This window comes from Shewanella spartinae, assembly GCF_019457555.1.
GTDB classification, from domain to species: Bacteria; Pseudomonadota; Gammaproteobacteria; order Enterobacterales; family Shewanellaceae; genus Shewanella; species Shewanella loihica.
The window spans coordinates 780,616-798,581 of sequence record NZ_CP080418.1; the positions used below are offsets into that span (position 1 = coordinate 780,616).

Genomic DNA, 17,966 nt, shown 5'->3' on the forward strand with positions numbered 1-17,966 from the left:
CTATATTCTTGTTTTACTTGTGGGATTAATTAACACTATCGGCTATATTTTGCTCAGACTAGGTGGTGAGGCCTAAAGCAAAGATTCTAGTTTAGCGTTTAACGCTTTGGGCCTTGGTCGGGTTATCGGTACGCACTTACACACGCTGGGAAGGGAAAGTTATGGACAATGAAGCCAAGGCGCAGCAGCGCAAAGAGTTTATCGGTAATATGACGGAATCGGCGATTCGCATCGGCCTACTCGCCATCTTAGTGATCTGGACCTATGACATAGTGCGGCCCTTTATCGTGCCGGCCCTGTGGGGCGCCATCATAGCCGTGGCGCTGATGCCGTTGACCCACAGGCTGGAGCGCATGTTAAAGGGTCGTCGTGGCCTGGCCGCGACCCTTATCGCTCTGGTGGGGATCGCCCTATTGGTGACCCCTTTCGTGGTCGTCTCGGGCTCCATCTTCGAGGGGGTCTCCAACACCCTTAAGGTGCTGCAGAGCGGCGAGATCCACCTGCCAGAGCCGACCCAGCGGGTGGCGGAAATTCCCATCATAGGCGAGCGACTGTTTGAGGTGTGGCATAACATCGCCAGCAACCTGGAGAAGGCGATATTGCACTTCCTGCCGGAGATCAAGGCGGGCTTCTCGGCGCTGGCCGGAGTGATCGGCAGCAGCCTGGCCACTCTGGTGATGTTTATCATCTCGCTACTGATCGCCGCCGGCTTTATGGCGAACTCAGAGCAGTGCGCCGCCGCCATGAGTAAAGTGGCGGTGCGGGCTGTAGGCCCCAATGCCCACGCCTGGACCAGTCTGACAGCCGCCACCATACGTAGCGTGCTCCTCGGGGTGGTCGGTGTGGCCTTCATCCAGGCCATGCTGATCGGCTCGGCTCTGTTTGTCTTCGGCTTGCCCGCCGCCGGACTGCTCACCCTGGTGGCCCTGTTCCTGGGAATTGCCCAGCTGCCGGCGCTGATCATAGTGTTGCCATTGATTGGCTATGCCTACTCCTCCATGGAGGGCACCTCGGCAACCATCTTCAGCGTGTGGATCTTCCTCGGCGGCATCTCGGACAATATCCTCAAGCCTATCTTGATGGGCCGGGGCGTGGATGTGCCCATGCCTGTGATATTGATAGGTGCCATCGGCGGCATGCTGTTTGCCGGGATCATCGGCCTCTTCCTGGGCGCCGTGGTGCTGGCCATCTGGTATGAACTCTTCATCGCCTGGCTAAATGGCGGTGAGCCCGAGGCGGTATTGGCTCAGGCGGAAGCGCCTGAGTCACCGGGCGATGTCGAGACGGCGGAGTAGGTCTATGCTGGATGCCGTCTGCCGGGTCGAGGGCCAGGCCGAGAAAACCTATTCGGTATTTACCTTTCAGCGCCTCAGCGAGCAAGAGATAGAGGCGCTACGCCAGCAGCTCTATTGCCCCGTGTGTGACGGCAAGGCCTATTTTCGCAAGGCCTCGCGTGACGGCAAGGCCGCCTGTTTCGGCTCTCGCTATCATCAGGTGGACTGCAGCGAGTTTAATCCCTCGGCCAGTCGCAAACAGGAGGAGCAAGATGCCCTGGAGGTGAATCAGCAGCTGCTGGAGAGTGACGCCCTGAAGATAGACTTCAGCATGCCGCCCAGGCGTAAGAGTCAACCAGCGCAGCAGGCTCAGGCCAAACAAGCTCAGGCGGAAGGCGTGCAGAGCCCCAAGGGGAGTTATCTCGCTAACGCCGAGTCTAAAGCCGAGGCTGAAACCGAAAATCAAGCCGAGGCAAAAGCTGAATCTGAGTCCCAGTTGAAGGGCTCGCCAGAACCTAAGATAGCGACCCAGGGGCTACAGAAACTCCTCCACAGCCTGCTGCGGGGCAGCGATCTGGCCAGCTCAGATCTCTGGGTCTATACCGACGACAAATATCGCTGGCGGGCCAAGAACCTGTTCGTCAACTTTGCCGAGGCCGAGCCCAACGAGCGTCACGCTCCACGCATGTATTGGGGCACCATCTCCCACGCCGACAAGGCGCTGCTCTGGCTCAATCCCGCCGACTGTAAGGATGTGGGCATCCCCATCGAGGAGGTGAAGGACGAGCTGTGTAAGAAATACGATATCCAGCAGCGGGAGGATCTCGAAGGGGCCGGTATCATCCTCTTCGGCAAATGCTTCTGGAACAAGGACAAGACCCGCAAGATCATCCAGCTGTGGAACAAGGACCTTAGTCGGCTGCATCTGGTGAAGGCCGAGGATTAGGAGGCGTTTTGCATTGCAAAGCGCATTTTCTTGACGCTGCCAGGGCTTTCCCCTCTGCTAAGCACCGCTAAATCATATTAACAACCCCTGCCGATTGAACCACTTGAGTGGCTTTCTCATGGATTGGTACGCCTTATGCTCAGCTAGGTTATCGAACCAGGTACCTCGAGTATGAGGATAAGGAGTCGGCGATGAGGTTATGCAATCAAGCTCCCCTGCTGGGATTTGTGGTCAATCAGACCCTGTATGCCAGCAGCGAGGCCTACCGGCAACGTATCGACTATATCTGCCAGTTAATGCGTCTGGCGGGCGCGGACAGGCGCCAGGCAGATTGCGGCCAGGCAGACAGGGGCTGCACCCGACGCGAGCGCCAGGCCAGCCTGATAAAGGGTTAGAGCTGTGAGGAGATCCTGGCTCTTCGTCGGGCCAGCAGGGTATCGCCCCACTGAAACAGGCCGAGCCCCGCCAGCACCAGGCCGGCACCTATCATCAGGGTCTGGGAGATCTGCTCATGATTCACCAGGGCGCCCAGGGCCATGGCAAATACCGGGGTGATCAGTGTGACCAGGGCGACCGTGCTGGCATTGAGGTGCTGCAGAATATAGAAGTAGCCGATGAAGCCTATCAAGGATCCGAAGATCCCCAGGTAGAAGATGGCGGCGATGGAGCGCGTCGACCAGGTCTCCACCGGCAGGCTGGAATCGAATATCAACCAGGCCAGGGCAAACAGGGGGGTCGAAAACAGCAAGGCACCGACTGTGCTGGCGATGGGGTGAATCGCCAGATCCACCGTCTTGATCAGCACGCCGCTGAGGCTGAAGAGAAATACGGCAAAGAGGATCAACACCAGGCCTATCCAGGTATCACTGCCCAGGGCGAGCTTGGCCGAACAGACCACGCCAAGGCCGCAGAATGCCAGAATGAGCGCCATGATCCGCATGGGGCTGAATTTAGGTTCGTTTAGCAGCCGCTGTGCTAACAGGCCTGACACCAGCGGGGAGAGGCCGAACAGCAGCGACATGGTGCCCGAGGCCAGATAACGGGCGGCAAAATAGCTCAGCAACATGCCGCCCACTATGCCTATGGCCGAATAGGCGTAGAGCTTGAAGGCGGTGCGATGCCAGGGCAGGCGTATGCTGCTAAAGAGGATGATCAGGCTGCCAATGATTAGGGCGATCACCATGCGCGAGAGTACCGCCATGGTGGGATGTACTGTCTCGCTGCTCCAGACGATCCCCAAGGGGGTGGTGGACCAGATGAGCACCACGGCCAGAAACGAAACAGGTACCAGGCGCGGCAGTTGCGCGGCGTCGGCTTGAGTAGGGGAAGACATGCTAGCAGGGCCCTGGTACAAAAATAAGCAAAGAGTGATGGAGGCGATTTTGACCCAGTTCGCATCGGAAAGCTATGGCCAAGTGTGGCCTTGAGAAAAATTTATGATGAATGGTTTATGGCAAAGGCTAAAGCGAGATGTAGGCCGAGTCGGATCTTTGGTATCGACTCATTTGTTGGTGTCAAACGCAGGGGCTTAATAAGTCAAAAGGGGCATTGCCCTTTAACATATGCCCCTTTTGTTGTTGGCGTTTGTATGACCCTTTGCCTTTCTTGGGTTTCTCGACGCGCATCTTAAACAGTTCGCTGGTGACTATCGCCTTTAAGGCGTTGTCCTTGATGACGCCACGGCCGCTCTCGTGGGGAGCGTGCGCGTTGCGGCGCGATTGCTTGCTCATGATTTTTCCTCTTACTATTAGTATTAAACTGTCTGTATTGTCGTGCCTGACTCTGTCAGGCGGCGCAAGATTACTTCTTGATTGCTCAAAAAGCAAACAGTATTTTATCACAAATTAGCAAATAATGTTTTATTCTTTAATTCAGTAACTTATGTCTAACTGTATTGGGTGAAATAGGGTGGCCCCTGCCTCAAAGAAGAGGGCAAGGGTCAACCCCAAAGCTTGCTAGATATCTGCCAGTTCGTGGCGATAGGGGATGGCGCGCTGGGCACCGGCGCGGGTTACCGAGATGGCGGCGGCGCGGTGGGCAAAGGCGACCGCCTCCTCGACAGACTTGCCCTCGCCAAGAGCCACCATGAGGGCACCGTTGAAGGTATCGCCGGCGGCGACCGTGTCTACGGCTTTCACCTGAACGCCTGGGATCAGGGCGCAATAGTCCTTGGTGCTGAGCAGGGCACCTTGCTTGCCCAGGGTGATGATCACCGTCTGCGGCCCGAATTGATGCAGCATCTGCGCTGCCATTCTGGCGCTCTGCTCATCGGTCACCTCTATGCCTGTGATGGCTTCGGCCTCTGTCTCGTTGGGGGTGATCACATCCACCAGGCGGAACAGATCTTTGCCGATCACCATGGCTGGTGCCGGGTTGAGTATGGTGGTCACGCCATGCTTCTTGGCGTGCTTTAAGGCATCCAGCACAGTCACCGCCGGGGTCTCCAGCTGCACCAGCAGATAATCGGCCTTTTCGATAAGCTCAAGATGGGCCTTGAGCGCCTTGGGGGTCAGGGTCGCGTTGGCGCCGGCTGAGACGCCTATGATGTTCTCGCCCTTATCGGCGACGAAGATCATCGCCGTGCCCGTGGGTTGCTCGTCCGTGTAGGTGATGCCGTCGGGGGCGATGCCGTCTTGCTGCCAGGCCTGGGCCATTGCCTGACCTATTGCGTCCCGGCCCAGATGACAGATGAAGTCGACCCGGGTCTCGTCCTGGCTAAGGCGTGCGGCAGCCACCGCCTGATTAGCCCCCTTGCCGCCGTGTTCCAGCCTATAGCCGCGACTCATCAGCGTCTGTCCGGGGCTGGGCAGGTGTTCCAGGTTCATCACATGATCGGCATTGGCACTGCCGAGGATTAACAGTCTGGTCATAGTGTCCTCTCGCCTGAGGGGAGGGCGAACCCTCCCTGGGCTATTAATTATAGGCGCTGAGACAGTCGACAATCAGGTCGACGAAGCCTTGGCGATCTAAGTCAAACAGCACAGTGGCGTTAGCCGTCTTGCCTGTGAGCTGATAGCGATCCACCACCGTCATCCCTTGGGTATGTTCCCCCTTGGTCTCGACGCCGACCCAGCACTCCTGGGCGGTGAACAGCTCAGGTTTTAGCAGCCAGGCGATGGTGCAGGGATCATGCAGCGGCGCGCCGGTGAAGCCCCACTTAGGATCTCTGTGGTAGATCATGAAGAAGTCCAGCAGCTCGGCGACACACTGGGCCACAGGGTTGGGGATGGCGCGGATCCGCTCGATATCCTCATCCATGATCTGTGCCTCGTGGGTCACATCCAGGCCGCACATGGTGATAGGGATGCCCGACTTGAACACCATATCGGCCGCCTCTGGGTCGACGAAGATGTTGAACTCGGCGGCGGGCGTCCAGTTGCCAACTCCCGCGGCGCCGCCCATCAGCACGATACGCTCCACCTTGCTGTGCAGCTCGGGATAGTTAGCGATAAACAGGGCGATATTGGTCAGTGGCCCGGAGGGTACTAAGGTCACGGGTACTGCGCTCTGACGCACCTTCTCGGCCATCAGCTCGATGGCGTTTTGCGTTAGGGGATCAAAGCTGGGATCTGGCAGCTTAGGGCCGTCGAGGCCGCTCTCGCCGTGGACGTTGTCGGCGATAATCAGCTCCCTGGCCAGAGGCTTCACCGCGCCGCCGGCTACCGGCATGTCGGCTCGATTGAGCAGGGTCAGGATGCGCAGGGCGTTGTTGAGGGTCTTGTCCGGCGTCTGGTTACCCGCGCTGGTGGTGACCGCCAGCGGATTGAGGCGCTCGCTGCTCATCGCCAGGATCAGGGAGATCGCATCGTCATGGCCCGGGTCGCAGTCGAGAATAATCGGGGTCGCAGAGGCGAGCGGGCGGATGGCTTTTGGAGAAGCGTTTGCTGCGTGAGAATGTGGGGCAGCGTTTGATTGAGTCATGGTCATGCTCCTTTGATTGACACCTGTGGCAGAGTAACACGCTTTAGGTGTGTGTCATCTTTGAGATGAAAATTTGTGATTAAGCAGACAAAGCATGTCTCTGGCCGCAAGGATAAACTGAAACCGGCTCAGTGGCTTATCTATGCGCGGCTTATCGACATGCCGGCTTATCGAGTTGCTGACGATGGCATTAGCCGCTTATCGAGTTGCTGGTTAATGGGGTTAGCGGTTGATTGGCCTTTTTGAGTTGCAATCCCGCCTTCGAAGATTAATTGAGCATAGCCTTATTAATTAAGCGCTTTCGCTGCATAAGCTTAATTTTGAAGGTGTGCGAAATTAGCGCATTCTATTTTGCTTATATTGTTGTTTATCAATGGTTTGGCTTGTTTGTATTTGAGGCCGAAAAATTATTTATCGCCGGATAACTATTTCTGATTGACTCAGTCTCCAATGCAGATTATTTTGCGCCCGATGTTTTAGCTGGGGTACAAAAATAAAGGCATGGTTCGCTAAGGGCGAACGTCGTTATGTCCATAATAAAGCAGCAATTAAGCGTATAAACTTTGGGGTTTTACGCCGAGTAAAATGAGTTTGCCGTATCGGCTCAATTTTAGAAGGACCTTAAGCCATGTCTGACGCGACAGCCTTAAGTCTTATCCCACCTGTGGTGGTCTTGGTGTTAGCGGTTTGGCTACGCCGTCCAATCCTTTCGTTAATCATAGGTGCCTTAGTGGGTCTGGTCTTGTATCAACCCGATCAGGTGCTGAATAACTTCTCCGATATCTCGCTCTCTGTCATGGCCGATGAAACCATAGGTTGGTTGATTCTGGTCTGTGGCGGTTTTGGCGCCCTGATCGCCCTCCTGGTTAAGACGGGGGGCTCCATGGCCTTCGGTCGCCATGCGCTCAAGTATGCCAAGGGGCCTAAGTCATCCCTGCTGATGACCTTCATCCTGGGCGTGGTGATCTTTATCGACGACTACCTCAATGCCTTGACCGTGGGTTCAACCATGAAGTCGGTGACCGACAAGTTTAAGGTGTCGCGGGAGATGCTGGCCTATGTGGTGGACTCTACCGCCGCGCCCATCTGTGTGCTGGTGCCGCTATCGACCTGGGCCGTCTTCTTCGGCGGCCTGCTGGTGGACAACGGCGTGGCGGGCGAGGGCCAGGGGATCAGCGTCTATATGTCGGCCATTCCTTACATGCTCTACGCCTGGTTGGCGGTGGCCATGGTGCTGCTGGTGATCCTGGGCATAGTGCCTGCTTTCGGTCCGATGAAGAAGGCGCAGCTGGCGGCTTTGGCGGGTAAACCGGCCAAGGCGGTCGATGCCATCGACGAGGTGCAGACCTCTGATGATTATAGCGTCAAGGCGATCGAAGAGGAGTTTAAGCATGCCGATAATCTGGGCAAGCTGCATAACTTCATGGTGCCAATAATCTTGCTGGTGGGCTTTACCGTCTACTTCGATATCGACGTGCTCAAGGGGCTGATCGCCACGTTGGCGGTGACCCTGCCTTACTATGGCGTGCAGCGTCTGATGCCTCTGTCAGAGATGATGGAGCAGATGCTCGACGGCTTTAAGTCTATGCTGCCGGCCATAGGCACGGTTATCGCCGCCTTCGTGTTTAAGGATGTGTGCGATAAGCTGATGCTGCCGCAATATGTGATTGGTAACCTGAGCCCCTTCATGACCTCACAGTGGCTGCCGGCAGTGGTCTTCCTGACCATGTCTATTCTGGCCTTCGCCACCGGCTCTAGTTGGGGGATCTTCGCGGTGTCTATCCCTATCGTGATGCCTCTGGCCCAGGCGGTGAATGCTGATATTCCTCTGGTGATCGGCGCCTTGCTGTCGGCCTCATCCTTCGGTAGTCAGGCCTGTTTCTATTCTGACTCTACCGTGCTGGCGGCCCAGGGCTCAGACTGTAACCTGGTGAGCCATGCGGTGACTCAGCTGCCCTACGCCCTGTTGGCGGCGGGACTGACCTTTATCGGTTTCCTTATCTTGGCCTAAGTCAGTAAGAGTACTGCAAGAGAAAGGGGCGTTGACTAGTCTAGTCAACGCCCCTTTTGATTAACCCATAGGGTGACTACAGGTAATCTAACTTTTTCATTCCTTCACGCTACATGCTACATACGACACTCGGACTTAGAACAGTGAGCTGTTCAGCCAGAGATGCACCAGGATACTGGCGATGTAGCCCAGGGCGATCACGGGTGTCCACTTGAGGTGGCTGGCGAAGGTGTAGATGCCGCGGGCCTGTCCCATCAGGGCCACACCGGCGGCGCTGCCGATAGAGAGCAGGCTACCGCCCACACCTGCGGTCAGGGTCACCAACAGCCACTGGCCCAGGGCCATCTCAGGGTTCATGGTCAGCACGGCAAACATCACAGGGATGTTATCCACGATTGAGGAGAGTACACCCACGGCGATGTTGGCATAGGTGACGTCCCAATGGGTATACATGGCCTCGGAGACCAGGCTCAGGTAGCCCATGAAGCCCAGGCCGCCGACGCAGAGCACCACACCGTAGAAGAAGAGCAGGGTATCCCACTCGGCGCGGGCGATGCGGCTGAACACATCGAAGGGCACCACGTTACCCAGCTGCTCCAGGCGCTTGAGGTTGTTGTCGCGCTCCGCCTGCTCTTTGGCCTTGAGCACAGCCTTGGGGAAGCTCTTACGCAGGTAGAAACCGAAGAACTGCAGGAAGCCGAGGCCCGTCATCATGCCTAGCACGGGTGGCAGACCCAGCACGCTGTGGGTGCAGACGGCGGTGGCTATGGTAAGCAGGAATAGGCCGACTATGCGTCTGGCGCCGCGTTTCATCATCACCTTCTCCTTTTCCGCTTCTTGCACCTGATTGACGATGAAGGCGCTCATAATCGCCGCCGGCACCAGGAAGTTAACCAAGGATGGGATGAAGAGGTCGACGAACTGCTCGAAATGCACCACGCCTTTTTGCCATACCATCAGGGTGGTGATATCGCCGAAAGGACTGAAGGCGCCGCCAGCGTTGGCCGCCACCACTATGTTGATACAGGCCAGGGCGATAAACTTCTTGTTGTCGCCGCCCACCTTCATCACTACGGCGCACATCAACAGGGCCGTGGTCAGGTTATCGGCGATGGGAGAGATAAAGAAGGCCATGAAGCCGGTGAGCCAGAAGACGGTGCGCTGACTAAAGCCCTTGCCCACCATCCAGGCCCGCAGGGCGTCAAACAGGTTGCGCTCCTCCATGGCGTTGATATAGGTCATGGCAACCAGCAGGAAGAGCAGCAGCTCGGCATACTCCAACAGGTTGTGTTTGAAGGCGGTCTCGGAGAGTTCCGACATGCCATGCTGCACATAGATGTAACCTATGATGCCCCAGATCAAACCGGCGGCGACCAGCACTGGCTTGGATTTGCGCAGATGCAGCACCTCTTCACCCATCACCAGCAGATAGGCCAGGACGAAGATCACCACGGCGACATAGCCGGCGCCGGTGGCGGTGAGATCTAACAGCTGCCCATGGGCCTCGCCACTGCTGGCAAAGACGGCCGGGCTAAACAGTGCGGCCAAACATATAACTAAGCTTGCTAAGGTACTGGCAAGGTTGCCAAAGTGGGGCTTAAGGTTTCTCATTAAGTATTCTCTGTGTTAGGAATAGCTTAAAAATTACCACAGCTTTCCTGCTGTAAATTTTGATGCGCCTCAAGTTTATGTGTATTAGTTACGGCTAAGTCACATAAAATTGACAAAATTATGTATGAAAAATAAATATTTACCTACAAAGTGGTAATAAACCTATCATCAGAATTGTGACGATTGCGCGTTTTGCGTTGTTAGAAACTTAGCACAGGATCACGCTTTTGGCGCCTGCGGATGCTGCTGAATTTACATAAAAAAAGAGGACCCTAGGTCCTCTTTTTGTGTGGTTTATCTCAGGCATCAGGCCTTGATGCTGCCAAATCGCCCCGCCTGATAGTCGGCGATCGCCTGCTGGATCTCCTGTTCAGTGTTCATCACGAAGGGACCCATGTGCACTATCTTCTCGCGAATGGGTTGACCGGCAAACAGCAGGGCACCGGCGCCTTGCTCGCCCGCCTTAAGCGTGATGAGCTGCTGGCTATCGACAATCAGATATTGCCCCGCGCTATAGACTTTCTCCGGCGCCGCCTGGCTGACTATCTCTCCCTGATAGAGATAGAGGCCGACATATTCGCGTTCATGCAGATCCAGCTGGGCCGAGCCATTTGGCGCCAGCATAAGATCGGCAATCTTGCCTGCACCTGCCAAGGTTTGAATCGGCGCCTCGATGGGAGCGGCCCCCGTTAGCTGCCAGCTGCCGGCCAGGGCGCGCAGCTTAGCGCCGCTGTCGTTTTCGGTCTCGGGCAGTGGCTCATCCGTGCTGTCGCGATAGATGGCGGGGCGCATCTTCTCCTTGGCGGGCATGTTGAGCCAGATCTGGAAGCCGTGCAGACCATCCTGGACGTCGGCCAGGGGCATCTCAGAGTGCACCACGCCGCTGCCGGTGCTCATCCATTGCACATCGCCGGCCTTGATCGCCTTGACGTTCCCCAGCTGATCCCTGTGCTCGAAGCCGCCCTTGCGAATATAGGTAAAGGTCTCTATGCCGCGGTGAGGGTGTGGCGGGAAGCCACCAATATAGTCGTTGGCGTCGTCTGACTTGATCTCGTCCAGCATCAGGAAGGGATCGAAGCGGGTATTCATAAAATCGGCCACACGGCGGATGTTGACGCCGTCGCCATCCATAGCCGGGCGGGCGGTAAATTGGCTGATCACTTTCATCGTTAGTACCTCATGATTAGGAACCGCCTGGTGCTGCTTCAGTACTGCTTTAGTGCTGCTTAAGTGTAGCTGGCGGGAATGGGAACAGCCTATCACTGGATTAATCGAACGAATATCGCTAAATACCGCATATTAGCCTCTAAAAAATAGGATGGTTAGTCAGGTTATGATTAGCCAATTGGCGAAGTCCGAGTGAGGGTTTTATCAAGAAGAAGATTGGTAATCCTTGTTTTTGTTATCAAAATTTAATCTCTCTGTACAAAATCATCATTGGCCTGTGGTAGTATCCGCGCTTGCCTCGCTTCCCCCATTATTGCCATGGGCAGGCGAGCCTGTTATTTGTTACCGGAGCCTGGATATGGATGTTAATGACAAAGCCGCCTTTGATGAGGGCAAGCGTTTTCCCCGTTTAGACAATAGGGAGCTGGTAAAGACCAGCTTCTGGATCAGCCAGATCTTCATGATCATCGCCACGGTTGCCGGCGTCTATCTGGCGGCTCAGGAGGGATTGTCTCAGGCGATTACCTTCGATAATCTGACCAACAAACAGAACAACTATTACCTGCGTCATGCCCTGTATGACGAGGTGCAGGACAATGTTGGCATCATCAACGAGTACGCCGAATTTATCGCGGGTAAGGCGCCTTTTGACATCAAGAATCACAGGCCTGCGCTGGCCACCTTCGTGTGGGAGAATATGCGCTACTCGCCCTATACCCTGGAGACGCCGCCTCAGCTGCTATCGCAGACGCGGCGCTTCTACCTGCAGGTGAACGATATCATCGGTAAGATTGAGGGGCGTGTCTATGGCGCCAAGTACGGCGGCGACCTGCTCAAGGCCCAGACCAAAGCGATGAGCGACAACACCCTGCCTGCATTGAAGGCTAACTACACTGCGCTGGCCGATGAGCTGAGACGCAACGACATCACAGTAGATTAGGAAAAGAACTCCCCATGACCAATATCTGTCCGGGTTGCCACGATGGGCGACTGAGAGTGTTTAAATTTCACGGCGAAGAGGTGGATTGCTGTCGCCAGTGCGGCGGCCTCTGGTTCGAGAATGGTGAGCTGAACGCCGCCCTGTCTAAGGCCGATAACGGCGACGATAACGTGCGCATCGAAGAGACCCTAGGCGATCAACTGGGGATCTCCAGTCGCTGCTGCCATCGTTGCGACCTCGCCATGCAGCGCTACCATCTAATGGCTGGCTATGAGATTGAGGTGGATCTGTGTCACGGCTGCTGTGGCATCTGGATAGACGAGCATGAGCGCACTAAGGTGGTACAGTCGCCCAAGGTGCGCCAACTACTGGAGGAGTTGAATGGCAGCATCAGCGTCAAGACCTGGCTGTTCCAGTTCCTCTCTAAGATGCCGGTGGAGTTTAACCTCAAGCCTAAGTCGACGCCCCTGGTGACCTATCTGCTGCTGGCGCTCAATATCCTGATCTTCTTCGCCTACGGCTTTAACCTGAGCACCACAGATATGGTGTTTGAAAACTTCGCCATGCGTTCCAACGAACTGCTGGCGGGTCATCATCCCTGGACCCTGTTGAGTCACATGTTCCTCCACGGTGACATCATGCACTTGGCGGGCAACATGTATTTCCTCTATGTGGTGGGGGATAACTTGGAAGATGTGCTGGGCCGCGCCAAGTTTCTCGCGCTCTATCTCCTGTGTGGCCTGGCGGCTGCGGCGGCGCAGATAGCCGCCGATCCTGGCTCGGGCATCTATATGGTAGGCGCCAGCGGCGCCATCGCCGGCCTGTTCGGCATGTACCTCATGTGGTTCCGCCATGCCAGCCTGACCTTCATGTTTGTGGTGTTTCAGAAGAAGCTCAGTCCTATGGCCTTCTTCGCCATCTGGCTGGGTTTCAACATCTTCGGTCTGGTGATGGCCGGTCAGGGCGTGGCCTACTGGGCCCATATAGGTGGCTTCGTGATGGGGCTTATCCTGGGGGTGACCTTAAAGACTCGGGTGATGAATAATAACCCTATGCTGGCGCTGCTCAACGAGCCAGAGGTGAAGATCGCCCGCTAGCTATCTTATGGTGATTTAAGGCCCCGTCTTTGGATGGGGCTTTTTTATGGGCGCGTTTTTTGTGGCTGAAACTTAAGCGAAAAAGCCGGGTCTAAGCTGTAGGCTTAACGAGTCGTGGCAGGCTGGTATTCCGGCCAGACTTGGATACAATGTAATCAAATCAACAGCGAGAGCGAGAGATAAATGTCCAGAGCGAAAATCTTGATCATAGATGACGATCCCGTCTGCACCGGGATATTACTCGCCATGCTGGGGGACGACTATGACGTGACCTCGGTGAACTCGGGGAGCGGTGGCATAGAGGTGCTGAAATCCCTGAGGCCGGATCTCATCCTGCTGGATATCACCATGCCACATGTCAACGGCTATCAGGTGATCCAGTATCTTAAGGGCAGCGAAGAGACCGCCAAGATCCCCCTGGTGGTGATAAGCTCGCTGGCGGAGCAGTCGGACAAAGACTTTGCCCTCAAGCTGGGGGTGGATGACTATATCACCAAACCTGTGATGCCAGATGCGATCCAGGAGATGATAGAGGCCTATCTCTAATCCATATTCAGGCCTCTGTCTCGATTAGATCTGCATGCCTGAGCCTTTTATCTATCGACTTTTTTCTCACTAGACAGGCCAGACTGGGCTGAGCTATCTTATGGCGGCAACAAGGAAGTCACCGCCTGGTCGACCGACCATCACCGGCTCTTAACATCACCGATTTTTCACATCAATAAGGGATTAATGATGAAAGCAACACTCTTACTACCACTGTTTTTTATCCTCACCAGCGCCCAAGGCACCGAGCTGCCCGACAACGCCCCCTATGACTTGGCCAGCATGGAGGTGGACGTCGATAAATTTATCGAGATGAATGTTTCGCATATGAAAGCCGGCGGCGACTTTACCGCCATGGAGCAGGTATCTGGGATCGACAGCGGCAAGCTGGAGCGTGGTTACCGCAGCGCCATGAAGTTTTGTTTCGATAAGTATGAGCAGATGACAGAAGAGAACGCCGACGCCTTGTCCAACTGTTTCATCGACCAGACCGCCACAGAGGTGGGCGTGACTAATCAGCAGTTTTACGCCTGGCTGGATGAGCTCGACCGTCAAGACGCCGCTAATCCCGACCCTTTGGATGCTATTTTTGATGAGATGGATAGGGTTAGCGAAGCCATCTATGTCCTGCAGGATAAGCCCGAGCGCAGCGCGGCGGATGAGGCGCAGCTCGAGGCGTTAGAGCGTCAGCTTATCGAACTCACCGAGAAGCGTGACCGGGTACAGGCCCAGGAGACAGAGGCGGTAGCCGCTGAGATGGAAGCCATCTTCAAGCGCAAGTAATCCAAGGTTAATCGCGCGGCAAACTGCGTGAATAGCCTAATCGATAACAGGCTCGGTACTGAATTTGTCTTCAGGCCGAGCCTTTCTCTTTATGGATAGGGTTAGCAGTATCTCGAATGCCAATTCGAGTGCAAGTTCTAGTGCTAGCTTTAGTGTCTGCTTTTGTTTAAGTCTCGCTGATTCTTGCAGCCGCCTTGCCTGGCTATTTTCCAAGAGTATGCTTGGCATAATCGGGAAGTATTACAGCGCAGATTTTCTAGTATGGATTTGTTACGGATGACAAACTCAAATCAAGGAGATTGCGATGAAAAAAACAATTGCACGCTGCCTATGCTTAACCGCCCTCTATTGCGTAAACCTCCAGGCGACTCAGCTATATGTTTGTGATGATTGTACTCAGACGAAACTTAACGCCCTGATAGAGATACATGTGGAAGCGACTCATTCCCTAGAGACGAGTGGCTCTGAAATAAGTGGCGCTGAAATAAGTGGCGCTGAAAAAAATGCTTATGAGAGTCTGGTTGTCCTGGACAGAGAGAAGGCGACGGCGACCGAGTTCAGGCTGCGCTACGCAGAAGATAGTCCGGCGACCGCTTCGGCCCCCTATGTTGTCGAGATTAATAGCGACAAGCCACATCTGCTCGAAGCCGCTAGCGCATTGGCCGAACTCAAGGCCATCAATTTGCAGCTAGCCAAACAGGCAAAGCAGGGCATTAAATTGCCGCCAGATACGGGGTTTATCACGGTTGCCGACGCCTTAAGGGAGACCGCCGATTTTGAGGGCGTTCTAGCGACCGACTTAAGTAGCGCAGATCTCTCAAGACTCAATGAACGGGTCACCCGGTTGAGTCATCAGGTGCAACGACTCGGTAATGCGCTCGGTTTTAGCTACCGAAATGTTGCGACCATCTTGGGGCTTTTGACGCAAGAGCGTTCCTGGGTCGTCAGTTTATCAGACTCCTCCCAAATCCTGGTCGATATCCGTCTAAAGGCATTCGATGATCAATTGCGATTAGCCTTCAAAGCCATTCCCGAACTGGCAAGAGACAACCTAGGTAAACGAGTGCCGCTTTCTGAGATAGCCAGTGACGGTTATGGTTTCGGTGGAAGTCTGGCTCAGGCACAGAGTTACGCCGAGCTGATGCGAGGCATGGGGATCGAAGGTTCGGTTCCTAACAAGCACGGCAAGATCTACTGTACAGTTACCAAGCAGGCAGGAGCCCGGCCGGATAAGACCAGCTATGGCTTCGCCTGTAACTAGGGGGTAACAAAGGCTCGGTACTGAATTTGCCTTCAGTCCGAGCCTTTGTTGTTCTTCTGCTGTTAGTCTAACTTAGCGCTAGCCTAGCCCCTAGCGATGGTGATATCGGCTATATGGCCATGGGCGGTGGCCCTTAGGGCTCCCTGTAGCATCTCGGCGGCCTCCTCGGCGCTCATGAAGCTCGAGGTGTCGAGGGACTTGCCGCTGCTGGGCCAGAAGCCGGTATCCATGCCGCCGGGATAGACGGCGATGATCTTCATTGGCTTACCCTTGAGCTCCAGGCGTACCGACTCGATGAAGCCGCGTACCGCCCATTTGGCCGCGCAGTAGGTCGACTCCCCCGCCTTGGGCTGCTGGGCCGCCGTGGACATCACCACCACCAGATTCAGCGGCGTGTCCTGATAGCGTTTCACCAGTTCGCGTACCAGTAAGATACTTGAGGTGACGTTGTTCTGCATCAGCTTGTGGATCTCATCGGCCTGCTGCTCGGCGATGGGACCGAAGTAGCCGCTGCCGGCGCAGTGAACCACAGTGTTGAGTGCGGCGCCGCCGCTCATGGTCGCCAGGGTATCGAGTAATGTCGCGACGCCCTGCTCATCACAAAGATCGGCCGCTAGCGGGTGCAGATTCGTTGACGCTTGTGCGACGCCGGCCAGTCTGGCCTGGTTGCGACCCGAGATCATCACCTGCTCGCCCAGATCCGCATATCGTTTAGCCAGGGCGGCCCCCAGGCCGCTGCTGGCGCCGGTAATTAATATCATGATTCATTCACTTAGAAGCTGTGTTAGGTCGACCTATTATGCCGCAACTGGCTCTCGATGCCAGTGGGCGGATTCTTGTAATTGGGATGAACGTGAACCTGGACAGAAAAAAGGGAAGCCGCAGCTTCCCTGGCAAGAGGGCGCTAGTGGATGCTCTGATAGCTGAATCTCAGGTGTTTTGCGTCTTTGATTAGCTTGATGAAATCTTCGCGGCTGAGCCTGACCAGGCTGGTGTGATCGCCGGCCTCTAGGTAGAGCTCCTTGGCCTCTATCAGCAGGTCGTCATAGATGGTCTCGATATTATAGGCCGCGCCGAGGGAGGGGATGGCGCCATGCTCGCAATCGTCAAACATCTGATACACGGTTTGCTCCTTCACCAGATGCAGATCGCGGTTGAGCTTGTCGCCCAGCGCCTTGAGGTTGATCTTATGATTGGTGGGGAGCACTGCCATGACCCTGCGTCCCTGATGATCCTCCAGAATCACCCCTTTAGCGACTTGGGCGGGGGCCAGCTGGGCGGCAATGGCCGAACTGATGGAGTTGTGGCTGTGGCGGTGCAGCACTATCTCATAGTTCACTTCATGTTCCGCCAGGTAGTGATTTAAGCGGTTTGAAATACTCATATACTTGCCTCGTTAACGTTGTGAAACGTTATCGCTAAGTATAGTTCAGCCAGGCTCCAATGCTGGCTGAGTAGCACTTTTCACCGCTGACTTAAGGCCGTTTTTTCAGCTGGCTGAGCAGCGCTTTTCATCGATTAAGTCACCCGCAGAGCCTGGCTTGCCGATCAGCTAAACCAGGTCTTGAATTTGCTCAGTAGCGAAGGGCGATAGAAGGGCTCAAGCTTCTTCAGGCAGAAGTCGCTTATCTCATCATGTTTGTCACTTCTTAGCAGGTAGGGGCGTATCTCCCAGCCATGAAGCTCAATCTCTCTATGTAGGTTGCGGCAATCGCTGCGAATGCGGCTGAAATCATCGCTAATCCTGTCTCCCTCTAGGGTGAGCGCCAGGGTGAAGGCACTGTCTGTGCCGCCGCGGCGAATATCCAGCTCGCATGACTCGATGAAATAGCCCGCCTTGACGCTGGGGTAGTTAGCCAATATTTGACGCACCGCGCCGAACATGGGCAGATCGCTTGCCAGTACCTTGCCTAGCAGCAGGAGGTGATTGCCCTGGGGGAGTAGCGCCATGTCGGGCAGCAACATATAGCGGATCTCATCGCTGCTGACGACTTTCGACAAATTACTATTGGGGTTGAGCGCCATATCCATCTGATTGGTCAGCAGCAGCTGAAATGCCTGAGGGGCATCTATCTCTATCTGGCCGTGAAATTCGCTGCCCTCCGCTTCCATAACCGCCTTGGCCTGATCGACTGCCTCCTGGGAGGTAAACAGCGGGACGAAGTAATGCACCTGCTCATCGCTGACGGGAATATGCCACTGCATTATGGAGAGCTCAGTGGTGCCATCGGCCTGAGGAGCTTCTTGGCCATCGCTCAGCAGGTAGAGCCTGGCCTTGATCAGCTGTTCATAGAGGGCTTTGGCCTGGGTGTGATCGGCAAGTGCCGCCTGTAGGGCGGTTTCGAGTGCATTGCTCGGGGTGAGTGTGACTTCCATTTTCTTAAATCCTTGTTGCCAGCTGGTATAGAC

18 protein-coding genes are annotated in these 17,966 nt (G+C 55.4%); 9 read left to right on the plus strand and 9 right to left on the minus strand.

What is annotated here, in order from left to right; translation table 11 throughout:
• Window positions 1–161 precede the first annotated feature (161 nt).
• From K0I31_RS03515 to K0I31_RS03525, 3 genes are all read left to right on the plus strand, one after another.
• Window positions 162–1,295, plus strand: coding sequence for an AI-2E family transporter (locus K0I31_RS03515; RefSeq protein WP_220079919.1), 1,134 nt, complete (start codon window positions 162–164; stop codon window positions 1,293–1,295).
• Window positions 1,296–1,299: 4 nt separating this feature from the next.
• Window positions 1,300–2,220, plus strand: a complete 921-nt coding sequence (locus K0I31_RS03520) for a hypothetical protein (protein WP_220079920.1) — start codon at window positions 1,300–1,302, stop codon at window positions 2,218–2,220.
• A 191-nt stretch (window positions 2,221–2,411) separates the two neighbouring features.
• Window positions 2,412–2,615, plus strand: a complete 204-nt coding sequence (locus K0I31_RS03525) for a hypothetical protein (RefSeq protein WP_220079921.1) — start codon at window positions 2,412–2,414, stop codon at window positions 2,613–2,615.
• Here the strand turns inward: K0I31_RS03525 and K0I31_RS03530 are convergent.
• From K0I31_RS03530 to rihA, 4 genes are all read right to left on the minus strand, one after another.
• Window positions 2,612–3,553, minus strand: coding sequence for a DMT family transporter (locus K0I31_RS03530; RefSeq protein ID WP_220079922.1), 942 nt, complete (start codon window positions 3,551–3,553; stop codon window positions 2,612–2,614). The genes K0I31_RS03525 and K0I31_RS03530 overlap by 4 nt on opposite strands.
• 181 nt (window positions 3,554–3,734) lie before the next feature.
• A complete protein-coding gene (locus tag K0I31_RS03535; protein ID WP_220044274.1) occupies window positions 3,735–3,950 on the minus strand; it encodes a ribosome alternative rescue factor ArfA in 216 nt (71 codons plus the stop codon).
• Window positions 3,951–4,175: 225 nt separating this feature from the next.
• On the minus strand, window positions 4,176–5,090 hold the full coding sequence (gene rbsK / locus K0I31_RS03540; RefSeq protein WP_220079923.1) for a ribokinase: 915 nt from the start codon (window positions 5,088–5,090) through the stop codon (window positions 4,176–4,178).
• Window positions 5,091–5,133: 43 nt separating this feature from the next.
• Window positions 5,134–6,141 carry a pyrimidine-specific ribonucleoside hydrolase RihA gene (rihA, locus tag K0I31_RS03545; RefSeq protein ID WP_258406565.1) on the minus strand — a complete coding sequence of 336 codons (1,008 nt, stop codon included), beginning with the start codon at window positions 6,139–6,141 and terminating at the stop codon, window positions 5,134–5,136.
• A 628-nt stretch (window positions 6,142–6,769) separates the two neighbouring features.
• Between rihA and K0I31_RS03550 the strand changes: the two genes are divergently transcribed.
• Window positions 6,770–8,152 (plus strand): Na+/H+ antiporter NhaC family protein, encoded by a 1,383-nt coding sequence (locus K0I31_RS03550; RefSeq protein WP_144199540.1) that lies wholly within the window; start codon window positions 6,770–6,772, stop codon window positions 8,150–8,152.
• A 135-nt stretch (window positions 8,153–8,287) separates the two neighbouring features.
• On the opposite strand, the gene nhaD is transcribed toward K0I31_RS03550, so the two are convergent.
• Window positions 8,288–9,763: a sodium:proton antiporter NhaD gene (gene nhaD, locus K0I31_RS03555; protein WP_220079924.1), complete on the minus strand. Its 1,476-nt coding sequence runs from the start codon at window positions 9,761–9,763 to the stop codon at window positions 8,288–8,290.
• A gap of 306 nt (window positions 9,764–10,069) precedes the next feature.
• Complete coding sequence (locus tag K0I31_RS03560; protein ID WP_220079925.1) at window positions 10,070–10,930, minus strand: pirin family protein; 861 nt, start codon at window positions 10,928–10,930, stop codon at window positions 10,070–10,072.
• Window positions 10,931–11,288: 358 nt separating this feature from the next.
• On the opposite strand from K0I31_RS03560, the gene K0I31_RS03565 reads away from it, so the two are divergent.
• The 5 genes from K0I31_RS03565 to K0I31_RS03585 all read left to right on the plus strand — a co-directional run bounded on the left by K0I31_RS03565 (window position 11,289) and on the right by K0I31_RS03585 (window position 15,557).
• Window positions 11,289–11,870 carry a hypothetical protein gene (locus tag K0I31_RS03565; RefSeq protein ID WP_220079926.1) on the plus strand — a complete coding sequence of 194 codons (582 nt, stop codon included), beginning with the start codon at window positions 11,289–11,291 and terminating at the stop codon, window positions 11,868–11,870.
• Window positions 11,871–11,884: 14 nt separating this feature from the next.
• Window positions 11,885–12,967 (plus strand): rhomboid family intramembrane serine protease, encoded by a 1,083-nt coding sequence (locus K0I31_RS03570; protein ID WP_220079927.1) that lies wholly within the window; start codon window positions 11,885–11,887, stop codon window positions 12,965–12,967.
• Window positions 12,968–13,150: 183 nt separating this feature from the next.
• The gene (locus K0I31_RS03575; RefSeq protein WP_220079928.1) at window positions 13,151–13,513 is read left to right on the plus strand and encodes a response regulator; all 363 of its coding nucleotides are present in this window, start codon (window positions 13,151–13,153) and stop codon (window positions 13,511–13,513) included.
• Between the two features lie 186 nt (window positions 13,514–13,699).
• Window positions 13,700–14,296 carry a hypothetical protein gene (locus K0I31_RS03580; RefSeq protein WP_220079929.1) on the plus strand — a complete coding sequence of 199 codons (597 nt, stop codon included), beginning with the start codon at window positions 13,700–13,702 and terminating at the stop codon, window positions 14,294–14,296.
• Window positions 14,297–14,600: 304 nt separating this feature from the next.
• Entirely contained in the window at window positions 14,601–15,557 is a 957-nt protein-coding gene (locus K0I31_RS03585; RefSeq protein WP_220079930.1) for a hypothetical protein, read from the plus strand.
• A gap of 83 nt (window positions 15,558–15,640) precedes the next feature.
• On the opposite strand, the gene K0I31_RS03590 is transcribed toward K0I31_RS03585, so the two are convergent.
• The 3 genes from K0I31_RS03590 to K0I31_RS03600 all read right to left on the minus strand — a co-directional run bounded on the left by K0I31_RS03590 (window position 15,641) and on the right by K0I31_RS03600 (window position 17,933).
• Entirely contained in the window at window positions 15,641–16,318 is a 678-nt protein-coding gene (locus K0I31_RS03590; protein WP_220079931.1) for an SDR family NAD(P)-dependent oxidoreductase, read from the minus strand.
• Between the two features lie 143 nt (window positions 16,319–16,461).
• Window positions 16,462–16,941, minus strand: coding sequence for a YbaK/EbsC family protein (locus K0I31_RS03595; RefSeq protein WP_011864513.1), 480 nt, complete (start codon window positions 16,939–16,941; stop codon window positions 16,462–16,464).
• Between the two features lie 164 nt (window positions 16,942–17,105).
• Window positions 17,106–17,933, minus strand: coding sequence for an SseB family protein (locus K0I31_RS03600; RefSeq protein WP_220079932.1), 828 nt, complete (start codon window positions 17,931–17,933; stop codon window positions 17,106–17,108).
• Window positions 17,934–17,966: the final 33 nt, after the last annotated feature.

What these genes read in the sequence shown, in the direction of transcription:
- rbsK (WP_220079923.1), bottom strand. Translation starts at nt 5,090, where the DNA reads ATGACCAGACTGTTAATCCTCGGCAGTGCCAATGCCGATCATGTGATG.
- K0I31_RS03595 (WP_011864513.1), bottom strand. Translation starts at nt 16,941, where the DNA reads ATGAGTATTTCAAACCGCTTAAATCACTACCTGGCGGAACATGAAGTG.
- K0I31_RS03590 (WP_220079931.1), bottom strand. Translation starts at nt 16,318, where the DNA reads ATGATATTAATTACCGGCGCCAGCAGCGGCCTGGGGGCCGCCCTGGCT.
- K0I31_RS03580 (WP_220079929.1), top strand. Translation starts at nt 13,700, where the DNA reads ATGATGAAAGCAACACTCTTACTACCACTGTTTTTTATCCTCACCAGC.
- K0I31_RS03535 (WP_220044274.1), bottom strand. Translation starts at nt 3,950, where the DNA reads ATGAGCAAGCAATCGCGCCGCAACGCGCACGCTCCCCACGAGAGCGGC.
- K0I31_RS03575 (WP_220079928.1), top strand. Translation starts at nt 13,151, where the DNA reads ATGTCCAGAGCGAAAATCTTGATCATAGATGACGATCCCGTCTGCACC.
- K0I31_RS03550 (WP_144199540.1), top strand. Translation starts at nt 6,770, where the DNA reads ATGTCTGACGCGACAGCCTTAAGTCTTATCCCACCTGTGGTGGTCTTG.
- rihA (WP_258406565.1), bottom strand. Translation starts at nt 6,141, where the DNA reads ATGACTCAATCAAACGCTGCCCCACATTCTCACGCAGCAAACGCTTCT.
- K0I31_RS03600 (WP_220079932.1), bottom strand. Translation starts at nt 17,933, where the DNA reads ATGGAAGTCACACTCACCCCGAGCAATGCACTCGAAACCGCCCTACAG.
- K0I31_RS03520 (WP_220079920.1), top strand. Translation starts at nt 1,300, where the DNA reads ATGCTGGATGCCGTCTGCCGGGTCGAGGGCCAGGCCGAGAAAACCTAT.
- K0I31_RS03525 (WP_220079921.1), top strand. Translation starts at nt 2,412, where the DNA reads ATGAGGTTATGCAATCAAGCTCCCCTGCTGGGATTTGTGGTCAATCAG.
- K0I31_RS03565 (WP_220079926.1), top strand. Translation starts at nt 11,289, where the DNA reads ATGGATGTTAATGACAAAGCCGCCTTTGATGAGGGCAAGCGTTTTCCC.
- K0I31_RS03515 (WP_220079919.1), top strand. Translation starts at nt 162, where the DNA reads ATGGACAATGAAGCCAAGGCGCAGCAGCGCAAAGAGTTTATCGGTAAT.
- K0I31_RS03585 (WP_220079930.1), top strand. Translation starts at nt 14,601, where the DNA reads ATGAAAAAAACAATTGCACGCTGCCTATGCTTAACCGCCCTCTATTGC.
- K0I31_RS03530 (WP_220079922.1), bottom strand. Translation starts at nt 3,553, where the DNA reads ATGTCTTCCCCTACTCAAGCCGACGCCGCGCAACTGCCGCGCCTGGTA.
- K0I31_RS03570 (WP_220079927.1), top strand. Translation starts at nt 11,885, where the DNA reads ATGACCAATATCTGTCCGGGTTGCCACGATGGGCGACTGAGAGTGTTT.
- K0I31_RS03560 (WP_220079925.1), bottom strand. Translation starts at nt 10,930, where the DNA reads ATGAAAGTGATCAGCCAATTTACCGCCCGCCCGGCTATGGATGGCGAC.
- nhaD (WP_220079924.1), bottom strand. Translation starts at nt 9,763, where the DNA reads ATGAGAAACCTTAAGCCCCACTTTGGCAACCTTGCCAGTACCTTAGCA.